At 57.8% G+C, this 25387-nt stretch carries 20 protein-coding genes and 2 pseudogenes; 7 read left to right on the forward strand and 15 right to left on the reverse strand.

Translation table 11 applies throughout. From position 1 onward, the window contains the following. Positions 1-146: 146 nt before the first annotated feature. Positions 147-572: a DNA polymerase III subunit chi gene (locus tag CH74_RS11695; protein WP_048307678.1), complete on the forward strand. Its 426-nt coding sequence runs from the start codon at positions 147-149 to the stop codon at positions 570-572. Here the strand turns inward: CH74_RS11695 and CH74_RS11700 are convergent. Both CH74_RS11700 and CH74_RS11705 read right to left on the reverse strand, forming a co-directional pair. Further along, positions 550-2445: an ATP-binding protein gene (locus CH74_RS11700; RefSeq protein ID WP_048307680.1), complete on the reverse strand. Its 1896-nt coding sequence runs from the start codon at positions 2443-2445 to the stop codon at positions 550-552. The genes CH74_RS11695 and CH74_RS11700 overlap by 23 nt on opposite strands. After that, positions 2442-3449: a hypothetical protein gene (locus CH74_RS11705; RefSeq protein WP_048307682.1), complete on the reverse strand. Its 1008-nt coding sequence runs from the start codon at positions 3447-3449 to the stop codon at positions 2442-2444. Before CH74_RS11705 ends, CH74_RS11700 begins: the two co-directional genes overlap by 4 nt. 215 nt (positions 3450-3664) lie before the next feature. Between CH74_RS11705 and CH74_RS11710 the strand changes: the two genes are divergently transcribed. Continuing rightward, positions 3665-6628 (forward strand): valine--tRNA ligase, encoded by a 2964-nt coding sequence (locus CH74_RS11710; protein ID WP_048307684.1) that lies wholly within the window; start codon positions 3665-3667, stop codon positions 6626-6628. Positions 6629-6718: 90 nt separating this feature from the next. Here CH74_RS11710 and CH74_RS11715 read toward each other — a convergent pair whose 3' ends face one another. Both CH74_RS11715 and CH74_RS17825 read right to left on the reverse strand, forming a co-directional pair. After that, the gene (locus tag CH74_RS11715; protein WP_048307686.1) at positions 6719-7171 is read right to left on the reverse strand and encodes an META domain-containing protein; all 453 of its coding nucleotides are present in this window, start codon (positions 7169-7171) and stop codon (positions 6719-6721) included. 49 nt (positions 7172-7220) lie between these two features. Beyond that, entirely contained in the window at positions 7221-8342 is a 1122-nt protein-coding gene (locus tag CH74_RS17825; RefSeq protein WP_172656335.1) for a diguanylate cyclase, read from the reverse strand. Between the two features lie 401 nt (positions 8343-8743). On the opposite strand from CH74_RS17825, the gene CH74_RS11725 reads away from it, so the two are divergent. Beyond that, positions 8744-9148, forward strand: coding sequence for a DoxX family protein (locus CH74_RS11725; RefSeq protein ID WP_048307688.1), 405 nt, complete (start codon positions 8744-8746; stop codon positions 9146-9148). Between the two features lie 83 nt (positions 9149-9231). On the opposite strand, the gene CH74_RS11730 is transcribed toward CH74_RS11725, so the two are convergent. The 4 genes from CH74_RS11730 to CH74_RS11745 form a co-directional block, all read right to left on the reverse strand. Then, complete coding sequence (locus tag CH74_RS11730) at positions 9232-10704, reverse strand: DUF3360 family protein (protein ID WP_048307689.1); 1473 nt, start codon at positions 10702-10704, stop codon at positions 9232-9234. A gap of 121 nt (positions 10705-10825) precedes the next feature. Continuing rightward, on the reverse strand, positions 10826-11527 hold the full coding sequence (locus CH74_RS11735) for a uracil-DNA glycosylase family protein (protein ID WP_048307691.1): 702 nt from the start codon (positions 11525-11527) through the stop codon (positions 10826-10828). An 11-nt stretch (positions 11528-11538) separates the two neighbouring features. Further along, positions 11539-11979: a lactoylglutathione lyase gene (gloA, locus tag CH74_RS11740; protein ID WP_048307692.1), complete on the reverse strand. Its 441-nt coding sequence runs from the start codon at positions 11977-11979 to the stop codon at positions 11539-11541. A gap of 23 nt (positions 11980-12002) precedes the next feature. Then, complete coding sequence (locus CH74_RS11745; RefSeq protein ID WP_048307693.1) at positions 12003-12473, reverse strand: DUF411 domain-containing protein; 471 nt, start codon at positions 12471-12473, stop codon at positions 12003-12005. A 106-nt stretch (positions 12474-12579) separates the two neighbouring features. Here CH74_RS11745 and CH74_RS11750 point away from each other — a divergent pair, with 106 nt between their 5' ends. Further along, positions 12580-13122, forward strand: a complete 543-nt coding sequence (locus CH74_RS11750) for a DNA-3-methyladenine glycosylase I (protein WP_048307694.1) — start codon at positions 12580-12582, stop codon at positions 13120-13122. On the opposite strand, the gene CH74_RS11755 is transcribed toward CH74_RS11750, so the two are convergent. Continuing rightward, complete coding sequence (locus CH74_RS11755) at positions 13119-14756, reverse strand: BCCT family transporter (RefSeq protein WP_048307696.1); 1638 nt, start codon at positions 14754-14756, stop codon at positions 13119-13121. The genes CH74_RS11750 and CH74_RS11755 overlap by 4 nt on opposite strands. Before the next feature lie 161 nt (positions 14757-14917). Here CH74_RS11755 and CH74_RS11760 point away from each other — a divergent pair, with 161 nt between their 5' ends. Next, a complete protein-coding gene (locus CH74_RS11760) occupies positions 14918-16006 on the forward strand; it encodes a metal-dependent hydrolase (RefSeq protein ID WP_048307697.1) in 1089 nt (362 codons plus the stop codon). A gap of 23 nt (positions 16007-16029) precedes the next feature. On the opposite strand, the gene CH74_RS11765 is transcribed toward CH74_RS11760, so the two are convergent. Both CH74_RS11765 and metE read right to left on the reverse strand, forming a co-directional pair. Next, positions 16030-16809, reverse strand: a complete 780-nt coding sequence (locus tag CH74_RS11765) for an MliC family protein (protein WP_053070741.1) — start codon at positions 16807-16809, stop codon at positions 16030-16032. 137 nt (positions 16810-16946) lie between these two features. Then, entirely contained in the window at positions 16947-19232 is a 2286-nt protein-coding gene (gene metE, locus CH74_RS11770) for a 5-methyltetrahydropteroyltriglutamate--homocysteine S-methyltransferase (protein ID WP_048307699.1), read from the reverse strand. 133 nt (positions 19233-19365) lie between these two features. Here metE and CH74_RS11775 point away from each other — a divergent pair, with 133 nt between their 5' ends. Beyond that, positions 19366-20280: a LysR family transcriptional regulator gene (locus CH74_RS11775; protein WP_048307701.1), complete on the forward strand. Its 915-nt coding sequence runs from the start codon at positions 19366-19368 to the stop codon at positions 20278-20280. Positions 20281-20312: 32 nt separating this feature from the next. On the opposite strand, the gene CH74_RS11780 is transcribed toward CH74_RS11775, so the two are convergent. From CH74_RS11780 to CH74_RS11790, 4 genes and pseudogenes are all read right to left on the reverse strand, one after another. Then, complete coding sequence (locus CH74_RS11780) at positions 20313-20750, reverse strand: lipocalin-like domain-containing protein (RefSeq protein ID WP_048307703.1); 438 nt, start codon at positions 20748-20750, stop codon at positions 20313-20315. Between the two features lie 54 nt (positions 20751-20804). Then, on the reverse strand, positions 20805-22046 hold the full coding sequence (locus tag CH74_RS11785; RefSeq protein ID WP_367379119.1) for an ATP-binding protein: 1242 nt from the start codon (positions 22044-22046) through the stop codon (positions 20805-20807). Further along, positions 21941-22435: a hypothetical protein gene (locus CH74_RS20035; RefSeq protein ID WP_367379118.1), complete on the reverse strand. Its 495-nt coding sequence runs from the start codon at positions 22433-22435 to the stop codon at positions 21941-21943. Before CH74_RS20035 ends, CH74_RS11785 begins: the two co-directional genes overlap by 106 nt. 5 nt (positions 22436-22440) lie before the next feature. Then, positions 22441-23156, reverse strand: a pseudogene (locus CH74_RS11790) (response regulator). A 447-nt stretch (positions 23157-23603) separates the two neighbouring features. Here CH74_RS11790 and CH74_RS11795 point away from each other — a divergent pair. Then, positions 23604-25289 (forward strand): annotated as a pseudogene (locus CH74_RS11795) (ribonucleoside-diphosphate reductase subunit alpha); the annotation flags it as partial. Positions 25290-25387 lie beyond the last annotated feature (98 nt).

A 25387-nucleotide genomic window follows, 5' to 3' on the forward strand; every position in this document is an offset into this window, starting at 1 on the left:
CGGCGCCATTCGCGCAGAGAATCTGCGCTCCTATACCAACTTTTCCGTCAGATTTGCGGCATCACGCTAATCTACGATGAATTATTTTTAACGCTGTATGGCCTGAATTTGTCTTACAAGCGTCGCCAGTTTTCGGATAGTGGCTCATGACCCAAATCGACTTCTACATCCTCCCCGACACCACCCGGGAGGCGCGGCTCGATTTTGCCTGCCGGCTAGTCGAGACCATTTACCGCAAGGGCTATCGTCTGCATGTTCACGTAACGGATGAGCAGGAGGCACAGCTGATCGATGAAAAGCTCTGGACCTTTCGTCCGGAAAGCTATGTGCCTCACGCTATCGTCGGAAGCGATCTCGACAAGCCCCCCGTGACCATCGACTGGCGTGAGGCGCCGGAACCCGGCATCGAGGCCATGCTCAACCTGAATCCTGGTATTCCGGAGTGGTTTTCACGCTTCGAACGGGTCGCGGAAATCATCAACCAACACCAGGAGGTGCTGCGCAGCAAGCGTGAATGCTGGCAGATCTACAAACAACGCGGCTATCCAGTCAAGGCGCATCATCTGGGTTGATCCTGCTGGCTTCATGCAGCGCCGACCATACCTTTTCCATCCGCGGCGGTGGCTGCCACTGGGCGTGAAAACCCGCGGGCATGGGCGCTGGTCCGATCCAGTAGCCGTACACCTGCTGCTTGCCTTGCAATCGCTGACAGCGATGCAAGAGCTCGACTGCCTGATCGGCACTTAAAGTCGCATCACAAATCAGCAGCTGAGGCGGCCGTTCATTGATCAGTCGCATCGCTCGAGTGCGATGGCGAGTGCTCAAAAGCGTCAAGTCGTCCAACTGCTCCGACAGCACCTCCATGCGAACGCGAGTCTCCTCGTCCTTGCTGATCAACAATATTGTCAGGGGCCTTTCAAGCCTTGCTCCAAGGGGCAGCGCCTGGATTACCGCCGCCTGGTGGGTCTTGACATCCACCTGGGGCAGCCAGATCTGAAAACGGCTACCTTGTCCGGGAGCGCTCGACACCTCGATACGCCCCTGCATGCGACGCACCAGCTCCTGGCATATTGCAAGCCCCAGGCCAGTACCCTTGATCTCGCTGTGTTCCATGCCCAGACGTGAAAAAGGCTGGAACAGCGTTTCCCGATCATCGTCGGCAATCCCTTGACCGTTATCTGCCACCTCAAGACAGACGCTGTCTGCTTCCACCCAGGTCGATAGCCTGATCCAACCACCGGGGCGATTGTACTTGACGGCATTGTCGATCAGGTTCTGCATCACCTGATCCAGGCGCTGGCGATCCGCCAGGATCCAGCCGCCCTGGATCGCCGTGGCGAGTTCGAGCTGAATCCCGCATCGAGAGGCGCGAGATACCGACTGATCGATGTTACGCCGCAAGCATCTCAGCGCGGATTGCACCTCGCATTCGAGCCTCATCTCGCCGGACTCGAGGCTTGCCAGCTGAAGCACATCCTCGAGTAGCGCATCGAGCCGCTGCGCGGCGTGCACCACCTCACTCAGATAGCGCTGGGTCTGCGCATCGAGCCGGGACGCCTCGCTGTCCTGCAGCAGGTCGGTAAAACCAATGATGATGCCCAAGGGAGTGCGCAATTCATGACTGACCCGAGAAAAAAGCCGCGACTGGGCACGCTGGGCCAAGCGCGCTTCATCCCGCGTACGCTCCAGCTCAGCGGTGGTGTGCTTGCGCTGATGAATATTCAACACGACGCCGGTGGCATGAAGCGCTGTGCCGTTCTCGTCACGCCGAAACACGCTTCCCCGGGTCAATACCCATAGCCAGCGCCCATCCGGCAAATGCAGACGCATCTCGATCTCACCGACCGCCATCTTCCTGGCCATTACGCGACGCCGTTGAGATTCAAAGCGCGGCAGGTCCTGAGGATGAATGCAGGCCTGGAAGGTCGCCAACGAAAGGGTTTTGACCGGTGCCAGGCCAAGCAGATGAAACATGCTGTCGTGCATCATCAGGCGATCGTTGGCGATATCGTACTCCCATACGCTTCCCTCGCTGGCATCCAGCGCCAGACGCAGTCGTTCCTTTTCCGCCGCCAGGGTGCCAAGAGCTCCCTCGCGCTCGCGGCTGGCCTTGATCAGCGCATCGCCTATTTCGTTGAACTCGCGCAGTCGAAACCGAGGCTTATCCATGCGGCGTTGAGTACCGAACGCTGCTGCCATGGTCTGCAACTGTTGCAGTGGGTCGATCAACATACGATTCAAGATGAGGGTGCGGCGACGAATGATCATCAGGGTCAAAAGATAAAACAGCAGCAGCCCCATCAGCATCCAGATACCCAGCTCGCGGAAAGAACGACTCAAGGAATCACCGGTCACGAACGCGGAGTTTTCGTCGATGACTGCCAACAGCGTCCAGTTCACACCCTCGAGTTCACGCCAGGCCAACAGTCGAGGCTCTCCCGTCATTGTCGTGCGCTGACTGCCCGAGCTTCCGCCAGAATGTCACCGATGATAGAGGCATCACTCATGCGCATCAGGTTGATGGACTCCGTATCGACGCTCGTGGCGGATTCATCCCCTGTTTCTTCCTCGGTATTTTCGAGCAGCCGTTTGAAGTCCTGTCGATGCTCCGAAGGCAGTGTCAGGATGCTGCCATCGCTCCCAATCAGCACCGCATAGCCCGCCCAGGGTAGCTCCATGGCGAGCAACCTGTTCGTCAGCTCTTTGAGAGTGATATCGATACCAGCGACCCCTTCGAGAAAATCATCCCGATAGATGGGTGCCACGAGAGAAGTCATCCAGCCACTACCCGCGGGATCGAGATAGGCGTCGGTCCATACCGGTTGGCGTTCGGGATTGTTGCGCGCATCCGCCAGAAAGTAGAAGTTGTAGGTAGGGATATTCATGTGGCTGTCGTAGGTGGCCCCCGCATCGAACCAGGGCCATAGCCGGTTATAGCTATCGAAGGTATTGATGTAGGCCTGGCGAAGACGAGAATCGTTTTCGATCAGCTGTTGCATGAGTGGATCGAGGGTTGCAAGTTGCGCGATCTTGCGGTGATCCCGCTGTGCCTCTGACGTCAAGGCAGAATAGTAAGACGCTGCTTGACCGTCGTTCCGGGGCGTGTAGTAGATCCCACTTGGTTCGCTACGATGACGCCGGGCCTCCTTGGCACGCCGCTCGACATCGACCCGCTGCATCAGGGCGCGTTGCGCCGCATCCGCAAGTAGCGTCACCTGCCGCTCCCAGGCTGTCAGATCCGCTTGCATCAAACGTGCTTCGCGCTCGATCGCCTGATCCAGCAGCTTGCTGGACTCTTCTTCCAGCAAGGCGATTTGATGTTCGTACATCAACGTATAGGTTGCCAGGTACATCCCCAGCACCCCTACGGTCATCAGCAGCAAGGGAATCAAGGAGGTTCTTGTCATTGCCCGCCACAGCCAGCGACGGGTATCCAGCATGTTGCCCATGGTTCGTCGTTTTCGCATTTCGAGAGGGCCATACTAGCCCAGGCGAGTTGGCGTTGCTCTGTTTGAGCTGCCAGGAATATGTCAAGCGACCGCCGGCGTTCATGACGTTGCGGGTTTGCGCCGGTATAATCCCAGCCATTTCACACTGCACAGATTTCATATTGCATAGGTTCGCCCCGGCCCGCGCGAACACCACCCTTCAAATCGAGCGATTCATGGACAAGACCTATCAACCCGAGCAGATCGAAAAGCGCTGGTATCAGCGCTGGGAAGCCGACAACCGCTTTGCCCCCAAAGGCTCGGGCTCGCCCTATTCGATCATGATTCCGCCGCCCAATGTCACCGGCAGCCTGCACATGGGCCATGCGTTTCAGGACACCATCATGGATACCCTGATTCGCTGGCGGCGCATGCAAGGCGACAACACGCTATGGCAGATAGGCACCGACCACGCCGGTATCGCAACCCAGATGCTGGTGGAGCGCAAGCTCGCCGCGGAAGAAGGCAAGAGCCGTCACGATCTCGGCCGAGAGGCGTTTCTTGACAAGGTCTGGCAGTGGAAGGCGGAGTCCGGCGGCCAGATCACGAAGCAGCTCCGGCGCATGGGGGCGAGTCTCGACTGGTCCCGGGAGCGCTTCACCATGGACGCGGGCTTCTACACCGCGGTGCAGGAAGTCTTCGTGCGACTGTTCGATGAGGGGTTGATCTATCGCGGCAAGCGCCTGGTCAACTGGGACCCGATGTTCGAGACCGCCATTTCCGATCTCGAGGTAGAGAACATCGAGGTCGACGGCCACATGTGGCACTTCAAGTATCCCCTGGCGGGGGGTGCCACCTATGAATATGTCGAGAAGGACAAGGACGGCAACGTCACCCTGCGCGAGACCCGGGATTACATTTCCATCGCCACCACTCGCCCGGAAACCATGCTGGGGGACGGCGCCGTCGCCGTGCACCCTTCGGATGAGCGCTACGCCCCCCTGGTCGGCAAGCTGTGCGAGATCCCGGTCGGCCCCAAGGCGCATCGGCGCCTGATTCCTATCATCACCGACGAATATCCCGATCCGGATTTCGGTTCCGGCGCGGTCAAGATCACCGGCGCCCACGACTTCAACGACTACGGGGTCGCGAAGCGAAACGGCATCCCGCTCTATAGCCTGATGGATCGTAAGGCTCGAATGCGTACCGATGGGTTGCCCTATGAGGCCAGCGCGGCGCTGGCTACTCGGGCCGCCCGAGGTGAGGATCCGGGCGACGTGTCCGAGGTCAACCTGGTTCCGGAATCCCTGCGCGGACTCGATCGCTTCGAAGCGCGCCAGCATGTGATAGAAGCCATCACTACCGAAGGGCTAGCGGTGACTCGGCAAGACGAGGATGGCGCGCAGCAGCCGCTGGTCGAGAAAAAGAAGATCATGCAGCCCTTTGGCGATCGCTCTGGGGTAGTCATAGAGCCCTTTCTGACGGATCAATGGTTCGTGGCAGTGGAATCTCTTGCCAAGCCCGCCATCGCCGCAGTGGAAAACGGCGACATCCAGTTCGTGCCCAAGAATTACGAGAACATGTACTTCGCCTGGATGCGGGAGCTGCAGGACTGGTGCATCTCGCGCCAGCTGTGGTGGGGGCATCGCATTCCCGCCTGGTACGACCCACAAGGCAACATTTATGTCGCCAGGAGCGAAGCGGAAGCTCGAGAAAAATATGCGCTGGCAGTGGATACCCCGCTGACCCAGGATGACGACGTGCTGGACACCTGGTTCAGCTCGGGGCTGTGGACCTTCGCCACCCTGGGCTGGCCGGAACAGACCCCGGAGCTTGCCACCTTTCACCCCACCAATGTGCTGGTCACCGGCTTCGATATCATCTTTTTCTGGGTTGCCCGGATGATCATGATGACCCTGAAGTTCACAGGCCAAGTGCCCTTCAAGACGGTCTACGTGCATGGCCTGGTACGGGATGCCCAGGGCCAGAAGATGTCCAAGTCCAAGGGCAACGTCCTCGACCCCATCGATCTGATCGACGGCATCGACCTGGATACCCTGATGGACAAGCGCACCGGCAACATGATGCAGCCCCAGAAGGCCAAGGCCATCGCCAAGGCGACCAAGGACGAATTCCCGGCGGGCATCGAGCCTCATGGCACCGATGCGCTGCGCTACACCTTCTTGTCCTTGGCGACCACCGGACGGGACGTCAAGTTCGATATGGGCCGGCTCGATGGCTTTCGCAACTTCTGCAACAAGCTGTGGAATGCCTCCCGCTATGTGTTGATGAACACCGAGGGTGAGGACTGCGGGCTTGGCAACGAAGCCGTGGAGCTTTCCCTGGCGGATCGTTGGATCGTTTCCAGGCTGCAGCGCACCGAATCCCAAGTCACGAAAGCGCTTGCGGAGTTTCGCTTCGATCTTGCGTCCCAGGCGCTGTATGAATTCGTCTGGAACGAGTACTGTGATTGGTATCTGGAGCTTTCCAAGCCGGTACTGTGGGATGAAAGCGCCAGCCCGGATGCCAAGCGTGGCACCCGCAGGACCCTAGTACGAGTGCTCGAGACCATCCTGCGTCTGGCCCACCCTATGATGCCGTTCATCACCGAGGAGATCTGGCAGCGGGTGGCCCCCCTTGCCGGCAAGACGGATGGCGAGTTCCAATCGATCATGAATCAGCCCTGGCCCGAAGCGCAAACCGAAAAGATCGACGAGCAGGCAGAGCGGGACATCGAGTGGCTCAAGGGCGTGATCAATGCGGTGCGCAACATCCGTGCCGAAATGAATATCGCCCCGGGCAAACTGCTGGACGTACTGCTCACAAAGGGCAAGGATGACGATCGTCAGCGTTTGGAAAGCAATCGTCGTTTTCTGGCCAAACTGGCCAAGCTACAAAGCGCCAGCTGGCTCGACGAGCCAACCCAGGCGCCGCTATCCGCCACTCAGCGGGTCGGCGACATGGAAGTGCTGGTACCCATGGCGGATCTGATCGACAAGGATGCAGAGCTCGCTCGCCTGTCCAAAGAGCTGGACAAACAGGACAAGCTCATCGCCGGCGTCGAGAAGAAGCTTTCCAACGAGAGCTTCATTGCAAAGGCGCCAGCGGAAATCGTGGAAAAGGAAAAGGCCAAGCTCGATGACATGCGCAGTGCCCGCGCCTTGCTGACAGAGCAGCAGGAAAGAATCGCCGCGCTGTAATACATTGCTGGTTGTTCAAGTGACCTCAGGGATTTATCCCTGAGGTTTTTTATGTCGCTTGCTTTCAGCTAATCTGTTCAACGACGCGACTTATCCCTGTTTATTGGTCTTGCGAAAGCCTGCCAGCACGTGTCCGTCGCGTCCCATCAAAACCAGTCGATCATGGTCGATGAGATAGCGGTGAGCCTGGGAAAGCAGCTGACTGACTTGCGCCGACTGTGCCTGTCCCGGGCAGGCCATGCGGGAACTGGCAAGCTCGGAGATTGCAATACGTCGCCCTTCGCCCAGCGTGACCGCCCCCATCAGGCGATTACAGCCGTCACTACCGCTGAGTCTCAACCCATTGCCGTCTGGCTGTAGTTCAAAATAGGCTTTGTCGTCTCCTTGCCAGGGTTGATCGGTACCCATCAATGTCAGTATCCAACGCGGACCCACCAACGGTGATGATGCCTGTTCCCCGCTGCCGCTATTGTTGACTTGCGTCGATGCACCACATCCACTCAGCAAAATTACCGACAGCATCATGGCTATCCATACACGCATCCGTGTCACTCCCCAAAACTCGATTGATTTATTGATGCTCGTCGAAGCCTCAAACCTCTTCAGTAGAAGAAGGCCCTTTGAACGTCTCGTAACGCGCGGTGGTATCGAAGGACTCCCCTCCTTCGGCGATTATTTGATCACGTCCGGAGGATTTTGCCAGATATAAACGTCGATCCGCCAAATCGATCACGTCATTCAGAAGCTGTTCTTCATGAGACCATGCCAATCCCATGGAAAGGGTTACCGACAGTATGCGCTTACCTAGGCGGCAGGGTTGACTGGCAAGCTCTTCTCGCAAGCGAGATGCAATTTTCACGGCTTCATCGACGTTGGCATCTGGGAGCAGTATCAGAAATTCTTCCCCACCCACGCGTCCGATGCACTCTCTCTCTCGCAGGACATGCTGCAAAAGCTGGGCAATATGACGTAGCACCTTGTCACCGGCGCTATGACCGTAGCTATCATTGACCTGCTTGAAATGATCCGCATCAAGCAGCAGCAGCGCAAAGGAACCTTGTTGACGCCACAACGACTCGGCTCGTTCAATGATCGCCCGGCGATTGTACACACCTGTCAGTGAGTCCTTGTAGGCATCGCTTCGAAAGCGTCGTTCGGTGATCTCGCTGACGATGTAAACCTGCAGCGCGATATAGGTGATCAGAATGAAAGTAGTCATTAGATTGAGGGCGTGCAGCATTTCCCGCGCCGGCTCACCAAGCGTCCAAGTTCCCCAGAGTCCGAACAGCCACTGCAGCATGATCAAAAACGTTCCCAGCAAAATAGCGCTGAGTATTATCTTGTAACGGCGCTCAAGATCGCTGATCACGAACTCGAACAAAATGATAAAGAAATAATATTCAACGCCGATGTTATTTCCCAACAGCATGCCTGCGGCGACGATTAGCGTGATGACAAAGGGCAGCTTGATCAGCAGTGCCGGCAGGAGCTTGCCACGCAGATGAAGAAGGATCGTTAGCGAATTGACGCCGATACACATCAGATTGAGCGCGGTCAACGCAGGCACATCGATCCATAGAAAAATGGGCATGAAGACAATATGAATCGCGGTCACGAAAAGATAGATGCGCAGGAATATGTGAAAACTGCGACGACGCTCCGGAGCTAGAGTGGCAGGAGGAGACAGCACACGTTCATTAAGGTATCGCAACATGCGGTTGTCCATAACACTGCGCTCTCTTTTTGTTATCCGTCACAGATCATCGCGGTCGCGACAAGAAGTCGAGGCTAATTATTTTTAATACAGATATCGTGAATAGTTTGTTCTTCAGCGCTGCTTAAATATACTAATGTTTTCTTATTTCCACCTATTTTTTCTTTACAATCAAGGCGATGTCAAGTAGCCAAAGGATGAACTCATTCGATGTGAATTGAATTACCCCTTATGGTTTTCTGCATCAGAATGCAGCTTCAAACCCGCAACCCCGCAGGTTTACCTGTATAACATCGCCACTGCTGAACACGGCACAGAATAAGTCAATTCACAATTTTATTCACAATTGAGTCGATTTTTTATCAATCAACTGATAATTCATCTCATCCAGAGGGTCCTATATGCTCAACGCCTTGCACAATGAAGCACTGGGTAAACTCGTTCTACGTTTAAGCATTGGCGGGCTGGTCTTGCTTCACGGGATTGCCAAATTGCTCAATCCCAGCAGCATGAGCTGGATCGGTGATCGAGTCGCCAGTTACGGACTGCCCGAGTTTTTAGCCTACGGTGTACTGCTTGGCGAGATAATAGCGCCGGTGATGTTGGTACTGGGCTGGCAGTCACGCCTGGCTGGATTAGCCGTTACCATCAATATGGTAGTCGCCATTATCCTGGTTCACACGAATGAACTGTTTGCGCTGGGAAGCAGCGGGGGCTGGGCCCTCGAACTGCAGGGCATGTTCCTGTTCGGCGCGCTAGCGATCGTGTTTTTGGGCAGTGGACGCATGGCCCTGCGGCCTGACTAGCTGTCGCTGCACATATGTCCAAGAACATCAGCCCGCGGATGGCGGACTGATGGGCTTCAACTTGGCCGACTCATTTGCACGTATCAGAGCTCGCGAAATCCTTCCCATACTGCAGGCAATCCCGGGAACATTCCGACGCCCGCCATGACCACGCACAGAATCAGAAATACCGCGCCGGGGATGATCCAGCGCCCCGCATGTCCAAGCTCCCGGGTGCGCTCCTTGCTTCCGACCAATCCCATGTTGTCCAGTAGCACCGTCAGCGACCATCCAAATACCGGGTTCACCAGGGCAGAGGAAAAGATCACGATGGCGGCGGATTGGGTCGTCTTGCCTTTCTGGGTCATCTGCATGCCTGCCTCCAACAGCGGCACGTAAACCCCTACCAGCAGCGCCACGCTCAGTACCGGCTGCCACACTGCCAGATCCATGGGATAGCCCCAGATCGCCGCCACCACGCACAGCAAACCGGTCAGGATAGCGCCGGCAGGAATCGGACGCCGAGCAATCGCTGCCGGCACGATATAGGTGCCCCAGGAGGACGTGATATTACCCCCGCCCAGCAGGCTGCCGGTGACCTGACGGGCCGCAGCGGTGATCGCGGTATCGTCCAGGTCCATGATCACCCGCTCGGTGTTGGGCGGATAGTTGAGCTGCTGGAAGGCTCTGTGACCGACGAAATCCGGCGACCACATGGCCACCGCCAGCAAGGCAAAAGGCGCCACCGCAACAAAATGATGCAGCTCCGGCAAGCCGAGCTGCCAGCCTGTGTTTTCCCCCCACCAGTAAAACGGGTTCATGTTGGGAATGCCTGGCTCAGTAGAAAATTCAAATGGCGCGCCCAGGGCAAAGGACAACACCGCCGCCAGCAGACAGCCCATGGGAATCGCCAGCCAGCGCATCTGCAGGTGCTCCAGATAGGCATACATCAAAATGGTGGCGATGATCACCACAAAGGCGAGATAGGCCATGTCAAAACCTTCCGCCCAGGTAAAGAGCTTGCCGATCTGGCTGGTAATGCCGATAAAGCCTAGATACAACAGTAGCCCGCCAGCGACGCCGTTACTCGTAAGCTTCGCCAGTAGACTGCCGCCTTTGAAGATACCCAGCAGAAATCCCAGTATGCCGATCATAAGCCCTAGGGCCATGGGATGACCGCCCGAGGCGACGATCAGTGGCACCAGCGGGATCAAAGGGCCGTGAGTACCTGCAAGGTTGCTGCGCGGATTGAAAAAGCCGGACACCAGTACCACGAACAGCACTGCGGCGATCAGCATCTCGTAGCGGACGTTCTCGATGATGAAGTCATCGGAAAGCCCCAGCGGCGCAGCGAAGGCCGTGACGATGGCGGCGACCATCACGATCTTGCCGATGGTGGCCGCCATGGCCGGCACCCAGTCCTCAAGCTCGAAACGATAATCCCTACCGGGAAGATTGGGTCGCCAGCGCCTGGGCGCCATGCTCTCCAGCTCGTGATTCAGATATTCTTTACGAGTCGCGAATTCCGAACGAGGTTTTCGCCTTTGACGGTAGGATGCTTCATTGGTATCGGTCATGAGTTCACTTGATAGTCGTCGAGGAAAGCTTCGACAACTCTAGGCGCGACACACAAAGGCTACAACGGGACGTTAGATTAACAAAAACTTCTCAGCGAGCTGAATATGACCCGATACCGAACTAGGATTCTTGCGGGTTGCTCAATCGTTCCGCCACATTCAGCTCCTTCAAACGCGCTTCGAAAAGCCTGGGAAAGCGCTTGTACCAGGTTTGGTTCAAGGGCGAGGGATGAGGCAGCGGGGCCAGCTCGAATGTCGCCTGTTCACCGTTTTCGAGGATCAAGGTCGTCGCATGTACGGCCTCGAAGCGATCCTCCTGCTTCCAGAAAGCGTCCAATGCCTGGCGGACGTTTTTCGGCTGATTAATGCCGAACCATAGAAAGGCTTCCCGCCCCAGGGTGATCAAGGTCCGCCCTTGCCAGTGAGAGACCAGAAGCTCCGCCATCAACGGCTGAAAACGTTTCTTGATCGCCATGGACCAGGCCTTGTTGCCGACGGGCTTGTAAGGCACCGTGTTGGCCCAGAACACATGCCGCCCCACTTCAAGAGTGGCTTCAAAGTCCGCCGGCGACTCACCGTACAACGCCTCGTAAAGCGGCGTGCGCACCTTTTGCCCACCGCTGCCGATGAAAGGCACTCCGTGCTTGATCTCCTGACGCCCGGGATCGCGGCCAAAGATGCCGACGGGGGCATCCTTCGGTCCTAGGCCGATGACCGGCTCCAGCGGGTCTTTGTCGAACTGACGATAAGCTTCCAGATCCACCCCGTCCAGATGCTCCGCCTCCCGGCGAAAGGCGTCTCTCAAGACATTGCTTAGCTGCATGGGTTCTCCTTTTACCAAGATCCTGTATTTTCCATCGACGCCCAAGGCTCCTGGGGCTCCAGGGCATCACCGGCCTGCAATAGCTCAATGGAGATACCGTCCGGGCTTTTGACGAAGGCCATATGACCGTCCCGAGGCGGGCGATTGATGGTCACCCCGTTCGCCTGCAGATGCATGCAAAGGGCGTAGATATCATCCACCCGGTAAGCCAGATGGCCAAAGTTGCGTCCGCCGTCGTACTCCTCCGGGTCCCAGTTGTGGGTCAGCTCGATCATCGGCGCGCGATCTTCCTCGGCGCGCTGCCTGTCCCGAGGTGCTGTGAGAAAAACCAGGGTGAAGCGGCCCTTGTCGTTGTCCTTGCGGCTGATCTCCTCGAGTCCGAGCAGATCACAGTAGAAATGCAATGAGGCGTCCAGGTCGCTGACCCGCACCATGGTATGTAGATATTGCACGCTGGATGACTCCTGATGTTCGATTACTGAGGATACTGGCTGAACACTTCCGGCTGCTCTCCTTCCCGCCACAGATAGACTGAGTACTCGTCGACGCGGCCGGTTTCCATGCCCGGTGAGCCGTGCGGCATGCCGGGCACTGCCAGCACGGCAGGTTCCGCGTCACTTTCAAGCAGACGCTTCACATCGCTTGCAGGCACGTGCCCTTCGATCACGTGATCCCCCACCTTGGCGGTATGACAAGACGCCAGCTGCGGGTGTACGCCCTGCTCACGCTTGACAGCATTCATCTTCGGAGTGGCGTGCTGGATCACTTCGAAGCCGTTTTCCTCCATGTGTTCTGCCCAGGCGGTACAGCAGCCGCAGTTGGGATCCTTCCACATCTCGACGGTGGGGGCTGCCCAAAGCGGCAAGGAGACAAGTCCCAGTACGAGCGTGGCCAACCCTTGGCGAACGCCTCGCTGAGCGTGCTTTGAAGAAGAGATCTTGAACATGATGTGCCTCGCTTTTTACATTGCTGTTGATTGCGGCATGATAGGGCATTGTTACCTGGGAGGCCCTAGGGGCATTGATACGGATCAATCATTCGAGGGAAATCCCATGTCCGATTACTGCGACCTGGCGCCGGGTCATCCGTTCCATGGACCATATCACGACAACGAATACGGCTTCCCTGTCACGGACGACGACGCACTGTTCGAACGTCTTGTGTTGGAGATCAACCAGGCCGGGCTTTCCTGGCTGACGATGCTGAAAAAGCGCAGCGCCTTTCAGGACGCCTTCGATGGTTTCGTGGTGGAAAAAGTTGCCGCCTATGAGGATCGTGAGCGGGAACGCCTGTTAAGCGACGCCTCGATCATTCGCAATCGACTCAAGATCGACGCCGCCATTCACAATGCCGGCGTCGTTCAGGCATTACAGCGGGAACATGGCAGCTTCAAGGCCTGGCTGGACCTGCATCATCCATTGCCTTTGGAAGAATGGGTGCGCCTGTTCAAGCGCACCTTTCGTTTCACCGGCCCGGAGATCGTCAACGAGATGTTGATGAGCACCGGCTACCTGCCCGGCGCCCACCGCGACGACTGCCCGGTGCAACAGCGAATACTTGCCGCCGCTCCGCCCTGGGCTGACTCGCTTTCCTAGCGGGGTTCGCTCGCCAATGCCTTCCACACCGAATAACACATCGCCAACAGCACCAGGGAGAACGGCAGGCCGGTGGCCGTCACCCCAGCCTGCAACGCCGTAAGCCCGCCGCCCACCAGAAGCGCAATGGCGATCATGCCCTCCGCCGTGGCCCAGAACATGCGCTGGGGCACCGGCGCATCCGTCTTGCCGCCGGCGGTGATGGTGTCTACCACCAGGGAGCCGGAATCCGAGGAGGTGACGAAGAAGATCAGCGTCAGAATGATGGCGATGGTGGATACGATGCGCGGAAACGGTAGTTCGTTGAGCATGCCGAACAGGGACAGCTCCGGGCTGTAGCTGTCGATCACGTTGGCTTTCACCAGGCTGTTCTGCGGGTCGGTGAAGACTTGTTCAAGCGCAATCCCGCCGAAGACCCCCATCCAGATGAAGATCACAAGGCTCGGCACCAGCAGTACCGCAACGACGAATTCCCGCACCGTGCGCCCTCTGCTCACCCGGGCGATGAACATGCCGACGAAAGGAGACCAGGAAATCCACCAGGCCCAGTAGAAGGCGCTCCAGTCTTCCCGATAGGCATCATCCTCGCGACCGAAAGGCATGGAAAGCGGCACGATTTCGCGAACATAGGACAGCATGCCCTCTCCGACAGTGGCAAGTGCCGTGAGCGTCGGACCCGCGAAGAGCACGAACAGAAAGAACAGGAAGGCGGTGATCATATTGATTTCGGAAAGCACCTTGACGCCCCCATCGAGCCCTCGCCAGACCGAAACCAGCGCCACGGCGGTGACGACGACGATGATGGTGATCTGGGTGGTCAAGCTGATCTCCAGACCAAAGACATAGTTAAAGCCCGCGTTGGCCTGCTGCGCCCCTAACCCCAGGGACGTCACCAGTCCGAACAGGGTGGAAAAGACCGCCAGCACATCGATGACATGACCCGGCCAGCCCCAGACCCGCTCGCCCAGGATCGGATAGAAGGAAGAGCGAATCGAGAATGGCAAGCCCTTGTTGTAGGTGAAAATTGCCAGAGACAGCGCCATCAAGGCATAGATTGCCCAGCCGTGCAGCCCCCAGTGCAGAAAGGTGCCCGCAAGCCCCATCTTTCGGGCCTCGGCAATGTTTTCTGAAATGAGCTCACCGCCCTCGCTGAAAGGCGACGGCGTGTTCAACGGCATCGATACGGTCGTGTGATAGACCGGCTCGAGTACGCCGAAGAAAAGCAGCCCGATCCCCATGCCTGCGGCGAACAGCATCGAGAACCAGGACAGATAGGAGTAGCTGGGGCGCGCCTCCTTACCCCCCAAACGCACCGAACCATAGGGGGATACCACTAGCGCCAGACAGAAAAAGAGATAAAGATTGACGACGATGAAGAAGTACCAGTCCAACGTCTTGATGGAGAAGTTGACGACCGCCTGAAAAACCTGCCCTGCAGTGCCCGGGAACAGTAGCGTCAAGATGATGAAAATAACGGTGATGGCCGCGGAAACCAGAAAGACTCGATTGTGGATGTCGAAGCTGAAAGGACCGAAACTTCCTTCTACATTGTCCTGGCCCACCACATAGTCGGTATCAAAAAGCGAATCCTTGTTCCCTGGGGTATCCCCATTTTTATGAGTGTTTTCTGTCATTTTTGTCTCGTTGGAGAATGTTCTCTGGGCCAATTATTGAAATGGCTGCTCATAGGTGATGCCGGCGCTTTAATTACACTTCATCGCGCCATACTGCAAGGGCATACTTCTATCATGATGAGAATTGCCATGCCTACAACCGTATCAGGACATTTATCTTTATGGACTCCTTGACTCAGGCCTCTCTAGGCGCGGCGATCGGCGGCGCAGTTCTCGGCCGGCGTCTTGGGCGCAAGGCGCTGCTTGCCGGTGCCGTGCTCGGCACCCTGCCGGATCTCGACGTGCTGATCGACTATGGCGATGCGGTGGCAAACTACACCTATCATCGCAGCTTCAGTCATTCGCTGCTGGTATTGAGCGCACTGGCCATGGTGCTTGCACTGCTGTCGGCACGCTTCATTACCCGATGGGACATTTCGCTCAAACGCTGGGGACTTTTCTACGGCGCCTGCCTGCTGACCCACCCGCTGCTCGATGCCTTTACCGCCTACGGCACTCAGCTCCTATGGCCACTGGATGTCCCGCCGGTCAGCTGGTCGAGCATTTTCATCATCGATCCACTATATACCTTGCCGTTGTTTGTCCCCGTGGTTTATGTCTTGTTACGGGGGTATCGCCCTCGCGCCCTAGGCTGGGGGTTGGCTCTCTCGGGTGCCTATCTGCTGTTTTCCCTTGGCGCAAAATGGACGATCGATGCCCGGGTCGAGCCCTTGCTTGCCAGGCAGGATCTGGATGACGCTCCTCGACTGGTACAGCCGACCCCTTTCAATACGCTGTTGTGGCGAGTCACGGTAATCGACGGCGATGATTATCAGGAAGCCTTGGTTAACTTGTTCGATACGCAAGAAGCGCTGTTCGAGGGATTTCCGCGAGGAGAGCGCCTTGAGGGGGCCGCGCTAAAGACCGCCAGTGGACAGCGCCTTGACTGGTTTGCCGGCCCCTTCTTGAGCTATCGCACTCAGACAAGAGATGAGACGACCGGGCTAGTCGCCACGGACTTGCGCCTCGGGATGTCCGGTTTTCATCCTTTCAGCTTCTTGTTGGCTGAGCGTCGCGACGTCGACTGGCATCCGACGATCGCTTCCGGGATACCTGAACGCTCGGCAAGTAGCGAGGCGCTTGCCCTGTTGGCCCGACGCGTCTTCTCACCGGATCTGCGCTTGTGCCCCTCCGCTTTCGCCAGTACGTCTTCAGAAACCTCTGTCGAAAAGTGCGCCTCATTCAAGGCGCAAGTCCAGGGCGGCTCTTGAGTGAATCAGAGAACGACGCCCGCTCAGGGATGCTTTTCGATACCCTGACCACAGCCGAGCTGCTGCTGCTCGTCGGAGGTAATAGTGACACGCACCGGGAAGGGTTTTCCGCTCGCAGTATCGAAACAGGCCCGAGCTTCCAGTTCGACGGTCAGAGGCTGGGCCGCATCCAGGCTGATCAGAGTCATGCTGGCATGCTGCCCGTTGACGACCCTGCCCAGTTTGTAGGGAAGTATCAGAGTGCGCTTACCGTAATCCGTCACCCAGCTTAGTCTCGATGTCTTGCGATCCAGCCTAAGCGCCCAGCCGGGTTCGTTACCCCTGGCGTAAAAGATCGTATCCGGATGCTGGCGACGCCCCCAGGTCTTGCGCTCCACGTCCTGCTGACATTCAAGCCGACCGTTGTCGCTCTCGACGAGGGCGATAGTGCCCTTGTTCCAGAACGAGAGATCGTTCTTCACGTAGCGCGCGCCGGAAGCCACCACGGCAGAATCGAGTTCGAAATACCCTTGCCCGGACCATAGACGCAGTCGATTTTCTGGGAAGGCGGTAATCAGATCCTGAGCCGGTGTACAGCGCCAGGCAGTGAAGGTGTCGCCGCCATCGGCAAAAAAGCCCGAAGGCAATAAAGGCGATGAAGAGGTGTTTTTTCCTTGCGAGGCATCGTTGCCCACCGCAGGAGCAGCAGGCGTTGAGTCGACCCCCCGCTCCTCCATTGGGGGCGAAGCCGGGGGCGATAGCGAAGATGAGGTGGCACAGCCCGCCAAAATGAACGCAAAGACCCCAGTTGCAATGAACCTCACAATCACCTCCAGAATTAAAAAACTAATTAATCGAAGATGATATTACCAGTCATCGTCTGGGAATCATGCGGTTTGCCACCTCCTTTTTTGTCTTCATTTTACGCAATTGGGCCGACTGATTATCAACTAGCGCTTCTTCAGCGGTAGCTGTGTCTCAGCTCCTGCGCTGCCTTGACCATGCTGGTCAGCGCCGGCTCGACTTCCGCCCATCCCCGGGTCTTGAGACCGCAATCCGGGTTGACCCAAAGGCGCTGCGCCGGCACCTTCTGCGCAGCCTTTTGCATCAGGTCCACGATCCAGCTCACCTCGGGAATGTTGGGTGAGTGGATATCGTAAACCCCTGGTCCGATTTCGTTGGGATAGGCGAAGTCCTCGAAGGCATTGAGCAGCTCCATGTCGGAGCGGGAGGTCTCGATGGTAATGACGTCCGCGTCCAGCGCCGCGATGGAGCCGATAATGTCATTGAACTCCGAATAGCACATGTGGGTGTGAATCTGGGTGTCGTCCTGGGCCACCGCCGCGGAGAGCTTGAAGCACTCCACCGCCCAGTCCAGGTACGCCTGCCACTGTTCCCGACGCAGGGGCAATCCTTCCCGCAAGGCCGGTTCATCGATCTGGATGATGCCGATGCCGGCGGCTTCGAGATCCGCCACCTCGTCCCGCAGCGCCAGTGCGATCTGGCGGCAGGTGGTTTCCCGGGATTGATCGTCCCGCACGAAGGACCACTGCAAAATCGTCACCGGGCCGGTCAGCATGCCTTTCATCGGCGCCTCGGTCAGGCTTTGCGCATACTCGCTCCAGCGCACGGTCATGGCCCGGGGACGCGAAACGTCGCCGAAAATGACAGGAGGCTTGACGCAGCGCGATCCGTAGCTTTGCACCCAGCCAAAGCGGGTGAAGGCAAATCCATCGAGCAACTCACCAAAGTACTCCACCATGTCATTGCGCTCGGCTTCACCGTGCACCAGCACGTCGAGGCCCAATGCCTGCTGACGCTCTACCGCAAAGGTAATCTCTTCGCGCATGCGATCTTCATAGGCGTCAAGCGCCAGGTTGCCTGCCTTGAAGGCACGACGGGCGGCGCGGATGTTGTCGGTCTGAGGGAATGAGCCAATGGTGGTGGTGGGGAACAGCGGCAGATCGAAACGTTGACGCTGTACACGGGCGCGGATCGGATAAGCGCTGTCACGCTGCGCATCGTGCTTGCCGAGGCCGTCAAGGCGCTTGGCCACCGCAACCTTGTGAATGCGATCCGATCGACGGCGAGCTTCCAAAGCAGCGGTGGCATCCGCCAGACGCGTTTCATCTTCAGGAGTACCGCGATCATCCAGCAGACGCGCCAGCAGCGCGACTTCATCGAGCTTCTGGCGAGCAAAGGCCAGCCAGCTCTTGAGTTCTTCATCAAGCTCCGTTTCGCTATCAAGATCCACGGGTACGTGCAGCAGTGAGCAGCTGGGTGCCAGCCACAACCGATCCCCTAGTCGGGACTTGGCCTGAGCGAGAGTCTCCCGCAGGGCGGCCAGATCGGCACGCCAGATGTTACGCCCGTCGATGGCGCCAACGGACAGAATCTTGTAGCTCGGCAGGCGATCGATGACGCGCTCGAGCTGATTCGGACCGCGCACCACATCGATATGCAGCGCTTCGACCGGCAAACCGACCGCCAAAGCAAGATTGTCCCCGAGATCGCCAAAATAGGTGGCCAGCAGTACCTTGACCCGAGCCGACTGCAGCCGGTTGTAGGCATGTTCAAACGCCTGCTGCCAAGGCTTGGGCAGATCCTGCACTAAGGCCGGCTCATCGAGCTGCACCCACTCGACGCCCTGCTTGGCAAGACGCGCCAGGATGTCGCCATAGACCTCTACCAGCCCTTCGAGCAGATCGAGACGATCAAAATCCGCGTCCTTTTCCTTGCCTAGCCATAGCCAGGTCACCGGGCCGAGCAAGGACACCTTGATTTTGTGGCCGGCGGCCTTGGCTTCCTCGACCTCGTCGAACAGGCGCTCGCTGGCGACACGAAAATCCTGTTTCTGATGCAGCTCCGGGACCAGATAATGATAGTTGGTATCGAAATACTTGGTCATCTCGCAGGCGGCGGCGGGGGTGCCGCTGGGTGCCCGTCCCCGAGCCATGCGAAAGGTGGTATCGAGATCCACGTCATTTCCAGCATGACCAAAACGTAGCGGCACCGCCCCGATCAGTGCCGAAACGTTGAGTACCTGATCGTAGAAGGCGAAATCGCCGACACTGACCAGATCAAGGCCTGCATCACGCTGATCCTGCCAATGGCGCTTACGCAGGTCGGCGCCGGTCTCTTCCAAGGCCGCCTGGCCAATCTCGCCTTTCCAATACGCTTCGAGTGCATGCTTGAGCTCTCGATGAGCGCCGATGCGGGGATAGCCTAGAGTGTGTGCCAGTGTCATCGTTATTCCTTGAGGAAATTAAATAGTAGAATCCGCGATCGTTTTCGCCATATGTGCTGGAAGGAGTGTCACTGGCGGTGACAGGTGAATCAAACTAAATTAACTAATCATCAACGTGAATGGATTTCATACGATGCTCGAGCTTCGTCATCTTCGCACTCTGATTGCCCTGCGCGACGCCGGCTCGCTGGTGGAAGCTGCGGAGCGAGTACACCTGACTCAGTCCGCACTGTCTCATCAAATCAAGGATCTGGAAGAGCGCTTGAACAGCCCCTTGTTCTTGCGCAAGACCCGGCCGGTCACCTTCACCCGGGCCGGGGAGCGCCTGCTGGAACTTGCCGAGCAGATATTGCCTCAGGTACGTAGAGCGGAGCGGGATCTGGCGCGACTGGCGGGAGAGGAACAGGGTCGTTTGCACATGGCCATCGAGTGCCATAGCTGCTTTCAATGGCTGATGCCTACCATCGATCATTTCCGCGATCACTGGTCGGAGGTAGAAGTCGACATCCCCAGCGGACGAAGCTTCGATCCTCTGCCCGCCTTGGCACGAGAGCAGCTCGATCTAGTGATCACCGCCGATCCCCAGCCCCTGGCCGGTGTGCATTACGAGCCGCTGTTTCGCTATGAAGGCTTGCTGGCACTCTCCCGGCAGCATCCGCTGGCGGACAAGCCTTACGTCACCGCCCAGGAACTGGCCGGGGAGACTCTCATTATCTATCCGGTGGAACACAGTCGGCTGGACGTTTTCACGCAGTTTCTCGAGCCCGCAAAGGTGACGCCCAAAGAGATACGCACCGCGGAGCTGACGGTGATGATGATGCAGCTGGTGGCCAGCGGCCGCGGGGTCTGCGCCCTTCCCAACTGGGCGCTGACGGAGTACCTGGAGCGCGGCTACGTGCGCGCGCTGGCTCTGGGGGAGAAAGGCGTGTGGAGTACGCTGTTCGCCGCGATTCGCGAGGAACAACGCGATCTACCTTGGATGGAGGATTTCCTGCGTACCGCGCGAGAGACGTCCTTTGCGGTGCTGGAGGGGATTCGCCCGGCCTAAGAACCGGTCTTGATCGTCACGAGCGCAGTAGATCAACGCTGCCATTCCAGTACCGTCTGATAACCACCCTCGGGTAGCTGTGGACTGGGCTCTTTGGTAGACAGCATCAGTCGATCATCGACAAGTCGAGTCTCGCGGGCCAGTTGACTGCCCTCCCAGTCGGGAATACTGGCGATCTCGACGTCGTGTTGCACCATGCCCTCGCGTAGCGACCAGCGACCACCGTAGGCAAAGCCACTGCGAAAATGCGCCGCCAAACTGGCGTCACTGCCGGGATCGAGAGACGGGCGTTCACCGGCCACCACCTGCACTGCCATGCGTCCAGGCGCGCCGTCTTCGAGCAGATAAAGAAGTTGCCCCTTGGCTTGTCCCAAAGGCGCCAGTTCGCGGCCATCCGGCCAGCGATAGACGAAACGTACGAGCGACCAAGGGCCACTCAAGGCCTCGGTCGTAATTGTGTTTATTGTCATTGTTGTCATCACCTGTCTTTTTCCAACACCCTTCGGAACCTTTTCAAAACCCAGTCAAACGATAATGTCTTTAGTAGATTGTACCGATACTGGAAGCAATAGGCTAAACCGGGCGCCGCCCAAATACTGGCTTTCATCAACGATCACACTACCGCCATGCCATAGCATCACTTTTTGAACGATAGAAAGTCCCAGACCATAACCGCCAGAGCGACGTGCGCGGCTGTTATCGAGACGTGCAAAAGGCTTGAAGATATCCATACGATCGCTTTCCGGCACGCCGGGCCCGTTGTCTTCTACATCCAGGCGTACCGCGCGGGCGTCCCGGGTCAGGCGAATCAGTACCCGTGACTCCGCATGACGACAGGCATTGGCCACCAGATTCTGTAGCGCGCGCTGCAAGTAGCGGGGCTCGGCAACAACGTCGATCTCCTCTCCCAAAGCCACCTCGATACGAATATCAGGGTGCAACGAACTCAATGCTTCCACTACCCGCCGAGCCATGGCGCGGCATTCGACGACTTCGGTATCAATACCTCCGCTACTGACATTATCGCTACCCAGACGCGCATAGGTCAGAATTTCATCGATCAGCTGATCGAGCTCCTCTATATCCCCATCGATACCCTTCAACTGACGTCGCACCGCCTCTTGCTCCGTCATGTCCTCGACCATTTGTGCCGCGAAACGAATGCGCGCCACCGGCGTACGTAGTTCATGGGAGACGGCGCGAATCATTTCCTGTTGCGCACGCAGAAGCGACTGCACCTGAGCCGCCATGCCGTTGAAGGCCATACCCAGACGCCCCATGAAATCGCTGCTCTCGACCTTGACTCGGGTATCCAGGTAGCCACCGGCAATTCGGGTTGCCGCCTTCTCCAGGCGAGCCATGCGCGTCTCGACACCGCGTACGATCAGATAGATAGCGCCGGCCAATACCATCAGCGAGGCAAGCACCAGGCCCAGGGTTAGGATCAACGGCATGGTATTGAACGCGTAGATCGGCCCCACATTGAGCCAACGCAGTGAACCGTCCACCGGCGACACCAGCCTTGCGTGAGCAGAGATCGAGCCTTGTTCGGCTATCCACTGCAGCACGATATCCCCATCCGCAAGCCGTTCACGCTGGTGCGGGTCAAGTAGACCAGGCGGGGTCGTAGAGAGCGTGATCGGCAGTGACTGTTTTTCGGTCAGGAGTTGCAACGGATATTCGGGTGCCGCCATGTCTTCGAGCCAGTCTCGTAAGGTGCCGACCAAACCGCGCAGCTGCTGGCCCGACAGCTGCGCCAGGGCCACTTTGAGCAACAGAGGCTCTCCGGACACATACCGCCATAGACTCCAGGTATGGCTTGTATTGTCGTACATGACCAGCGGGCGCCCATCCTCGAGCGTCGACGCTGGAAATAACTAAATGCCTGTTCGTCTTTTCGATACAACGACAGCTGCATGTCGAGATGCTCTCCCTGGCGCTGCAACCACTGCTTACGCTCTGCGGGCTGCACTTCGCTCAACAGGATCGTGAGCAGCGCCATGGGCGTATCCGCCAAGCGCTCGCGATAGTACTCGCGGCGCACCTGATCGACGATCATGTAGCCCATCATTGCCAGCCCGAAGGTCAATACCAGCGCCAATAGCAGCGTGGCATAGACCCTTACAAAGGTACTGTCCGCCAGGGTACGACGCATGGCTATCAGACATCCTTGACGAAAAGATAGCCTTTACTGCGCACTGTCTTGATGCGGTGGGGCTGGTTGGGATCGTCGCCAATCTTGGGGCGTATGCGCGACACCCGAACGTCGATGGAACGGTCCTGGCCGTCATACTTGATGCCGCGCAGGGCCGAAAATATCTCTTCCCGGGTCAGCACACGGCCGGCATTGTCCGCCAGCAGCCAGAGCAGGTCGAACTCGGCGCTGGTCAGGTCGATACGCTCGTTGCTGAGCCAGGCCTCCCGGGTAGCGCTGTCGATCAGCAGATCGTTGAAGGTGAGCCGTGCGGCACCGTTACTGCTTTCGAGCTGATCGCTGCGACGCATCAGGCGCGCATGCGCGCCAGCAATACCCGAGGCTGAACCGGCTTGGGCACGTAATCGTCAGCGCCCATCTCCAGACCCAGCACCTGATCCATGTCATCGGTGCGCGCCGTCAGCATCAAGATGGGACCGGCATATTGAGGTCTGACACGACGACAGATCGACAAACCATCTTCGCCGGGCAACATGAGATCAAGAATGACGATATCCGGTTCCAGCTCGATGATGCGCTCTACCCCATGTGCACCATCGGCCTCAATGGCGACCCGGAACCCGTTGGTTTCAAGATACTCTCGGGTCAGGTTGGCCAGGCGTTCGTCATCCTCGATGATCAGTACGAGGTCCTTCTGTTTGCTGTCCAAGCTGTCATCCATCCTATTTGGCTTATTGATACCGTGGCATCGTGGGTATATGAAGCAATGCTACACCTTGCTACAGAGGGTTACGAGATGGTCACTCTTCAACATAGTTGATAGAGACAAATGATACCTAACTCCCACCCTAGTGCGCTTGGTGGCAATCTCACACTTTTTTACTGTTTTTTTGCCCGTGACGTAACCTCGCGATTTTCCACACAAGACTGAAACCACTCCCAGACGAGCCACAAGATATCCACAGGATGTTCCTCTTGCACCCCCTGCCCCGGCACACTATCTTGTAGCCACGATGACTGCGAGCACAACATGATGTATTTTGCTAACAATTGAACTCAGTGCTGTCAAGACTCGATAACACGACTATTCAAGGCACTGTTGACGGTTTTCGACTCGCATCGTCGACGTAAGATTCCCCATACAACGCAGATCAGGGATCCCGGCACCATGGACACCACCACACTTTCTTCCAATGAGACTTCCGTGAATCTGACGGCACCCCAGCGGCTTCGCGTGATCAAACGCGGTGGCGACGTGGCGGCCTTCGATCCCAGCAAGATCTCCGTCGCCATGACCAAGGCCATCATTGCCGTCGAGGGCGACAACGCCGGCACGTCGTCTCGGGTACGCGATTTCGTCGCCAATGCCACCACACAGATCGTCGAGGCCTTTCAGCGGCGCATGCCGGACGGCGGCACCCTGCACATCGAGGACATTCAGGATCAGGTCGAACTGGCTCTGATGCGCGCCGGCGAACAGAAGGTTGCAAGAGCCTACGTGCTTTACCGCGAGGAGCACGCCCGGGCACGCCAGGCAGCAGGCGGCGACATTGCCAAGCCCCACCCGACCCTCAACGTCACTTTGGAGGACGGCAGCACCCGACCGCTGGATCTAGGGCGCATCGAGATTCTGGTACGCGACGCCTGCGAAGGCCTGGCCAACGTCGACGCCAAGAAGATCGTCGACGACTCCCTGAAGAACCTCTACGACGGGGTTTCCCAGGACGGCGTGGCCACGGCAATGATGATGACCGCCCGCACCCTGGTGGAAAAGGACCCCAACTACACCTACGTCACCGCGCGACTGTTGCAGGACAACCTGCGCCGTGAAGCCCTTTCCTTTCTGGACATCGCCGAGGAAGCCACCTTTGGCGACATGGCGGAACTCTACAAGCCGGCCTTCAAGGCCTATGTGGCATGCGGCATCGAGTTCGAACAGCTCGACCCACGGCTAGCGGAGTTCGATCTCGAGCGTCTGGGCGATGCCCTCGATCACACCCGGGACAACCAGTTCACCTATCTCGGCCTGCAGACCCTCTACGATCGCTACTTCATCCATCGCGACGACGTGCGCTACGAGCTGCCCCAGGTCATGTTCATGCGGGTCGCCATGGGGCTATCGCTCAACGAGGACGATCGCGAGACCAGGGCCATCGAATTCTACGAGCTGCTCTCCAGCTTCGACTACATGGCTTCCACGCCAACCCTGTTCAACGCCGGCACCGCCAGAAGCCAGCTCTCCAGCTGCTATTTGACCACAGTGCCGGACAACCTGGACGGCATCTACGGCGCCATCCGGGACAACGCCATGCTCTCCAAGTGGGCCGGCGGGCTTGGCAACGACTGGACGCCAGTACGGGCGCTGGGCTCCTACATCAAGGGCACCAACGGCAAGTCTCAGGGCGTGGTGCCGTTTCTCAAGGTAGTCAACGATACCGCCGTGGCGGTCAACCAGGGCGGCAAGCGCAAGGGCGCCGTCTGCGCCTATCTCGAGACCTGGCACATGGACGTCGAGGAGTTCTTGGAGCTTAGAAAGAACACCGGCGACGATCGCCGCCGTACCCACGACATGAACTCCGCCAACTGGGTGCCGGATCTGTTCATGAAGCGGGTATTCGACGACAAGGAGTGGACGCTGTTCTCCCCCTCCACCTGTCCGGACCTGCACGATCTGTACGGTGCCGCCTTCCAGAAGCGCTACGAAGAGTACGAGGCGATGACCTATACCGGTCAGCTCAAGCTCTATAAGCGGGTAAAGGCTAAGGATCTATGGCGCAAGATGCTCTCGATGCTGTTCGAGACCGGTCACCCCTGGATCACTTTCAAGGACCCCTGCAACCTGCGTAGCCCGCAGCATCGATCGATGTACAGCTACGTACGTCTGAGCATCGATCGATGTACAGCTACGTACGTCTGAGCATCGATCGATGTACAGCTACGTACGTCTGAGCA

The sequence above is a fragment of the Halomonas sp. PR-M31 genome, from assembly GCF_001039575.1.
Classification (GTDB): Bacteria; Pseudomonadota; Gammaproteobacteria; order Pseudomonadales; family Halomonadaceae; genus Modicisalibacter.

What these genes read in the sequence shown, in the direction of transcription:
- CH74_RS11695 (WP_048307678.1), top strand. Translation starts at nt 147, where the DNA reads ATGACCCAAATCGACTTCTACATCCTCCCCGACACCACCCGGGAGGCG.
- CH74_RS11775 (WP_048307701.1), top strand. Translation starts at nt 19,366, where the DNA reads ATGCTCGAGCTTCGTCATCTTCGCACTCTGATTGCCCTGCGCGACGCC.
- CH74_RS11730 (WP_048307689.1), bottom strand. Translation starts at nt 10,704, where the DNA reads ATGACCGATACCAATGAAGCATCCTACCGTCAAAGGCGAAAACCTCGT.
- CH74_RS11750 (WP_048307694.1), top strand. Translation starts at nt 12,580, where the DNA reads ATGTCCGATTACTGCGACCTGGCGCCGGGTCATCCGTTCCATGGACCA.
- CH74_RS11755 (WP_048307696.1), bottom strand. Translation starts at nt 14,756, where the DNA reads ATGACAGAAAACACTCATAAAAATGGGGATACCCCAGGGAACAAGGAT.
- CH74_RS11705 (WP_048307682.1), bottom strand. Translation starts at nt 3,449, where the DNA reads ATGGGCAACATGCTGGATACCCGTCGCTGGCTGTGGCGGGCAATGACA.
- CH74_RS11780 (WP_048307703.1), bottom strand. Translation starts at nt 20,750, where the DNA reads ATGACAATAAACACAATTACGACCGAGGCCTTGAGTGGCCCTTGGTCG.
- CH74_RS20035 (WP_367379118.1), bottom strand. Translation starts at nt 22,435, where the DNA reads ATGCGTCGTACCCTGGCGGACAGTACCTTTGTAAGGGTCTATGCCACG.
- CH74_RS11745 (WP_048307693.1), bottom strand. Translation starts at nt 12,473, where the DNA reads ATGTTCAAGATCTCTTCTTCAAAGCACGCTCAGCGAGGCGTTCGCCAA.
- CH74_RS11715 (WP_048307686.1), bottom strand. Translation starts at nt 7,171, where the DNA reads ATGCGTGTATGGATAGCCATGATGCTGTCGGTAATTTTGCTGAGTGGA.
- CH74_RS17825 (WP_172656335.1), bottom strand. Translation starts at nt 8,342, where the DNA reads ATGTTGCGATACCTTAATGAACGTGTGCTGTCTCCTCCTGCCACTCTA.
- CH74_RS11710 (WP_048307684.1), top strand. Translation starts at nt 3,665, where the DNA reads ATGGACAAGACCTATCAACCCGAGCAGATCGAAAAGCGCTGGTATCAG.
- CH74_RS11760 (WP_048307697.1), top strand. Translation starts at nt 14,918, where the DNA reads ATGGACTCCTTGACTCAGGCCTCTCTAGGCGCGGCGATCGGCGGCGCA.
- CH74_RS11700 (WP_048307680.1), bottom strand. Translation starts at nt 2,445, where the DNA reads ATGACGGGAGAGCCTCGACTGTTGGCCTGGCGTGAACTCGAGGGTGTG.
- CH74_RS11735 (WP_048307691.1), bottom strand. Translation starts at nt 11,527, where the DNA reads ATGCAGCTAAGCAATGTCTTGAGAGACGCCTTTCGCCGGGAGGCGGAG.
- metE (WP_048307699.1), bottom strand. Translation starts at nt 19,232, where the DNA reads ATGACACTGGCACACACTCTAGGCTATCCCCGCATCGGCGCTCATCGA.
- CH74_RS11725 (WP_048307688.1), top strand. Translation starts at nt 8,744, where the DNA reads ATGCTCAACGCCTTGCACAATGAAGCACTGGGTAAACTCGTTCTACGT.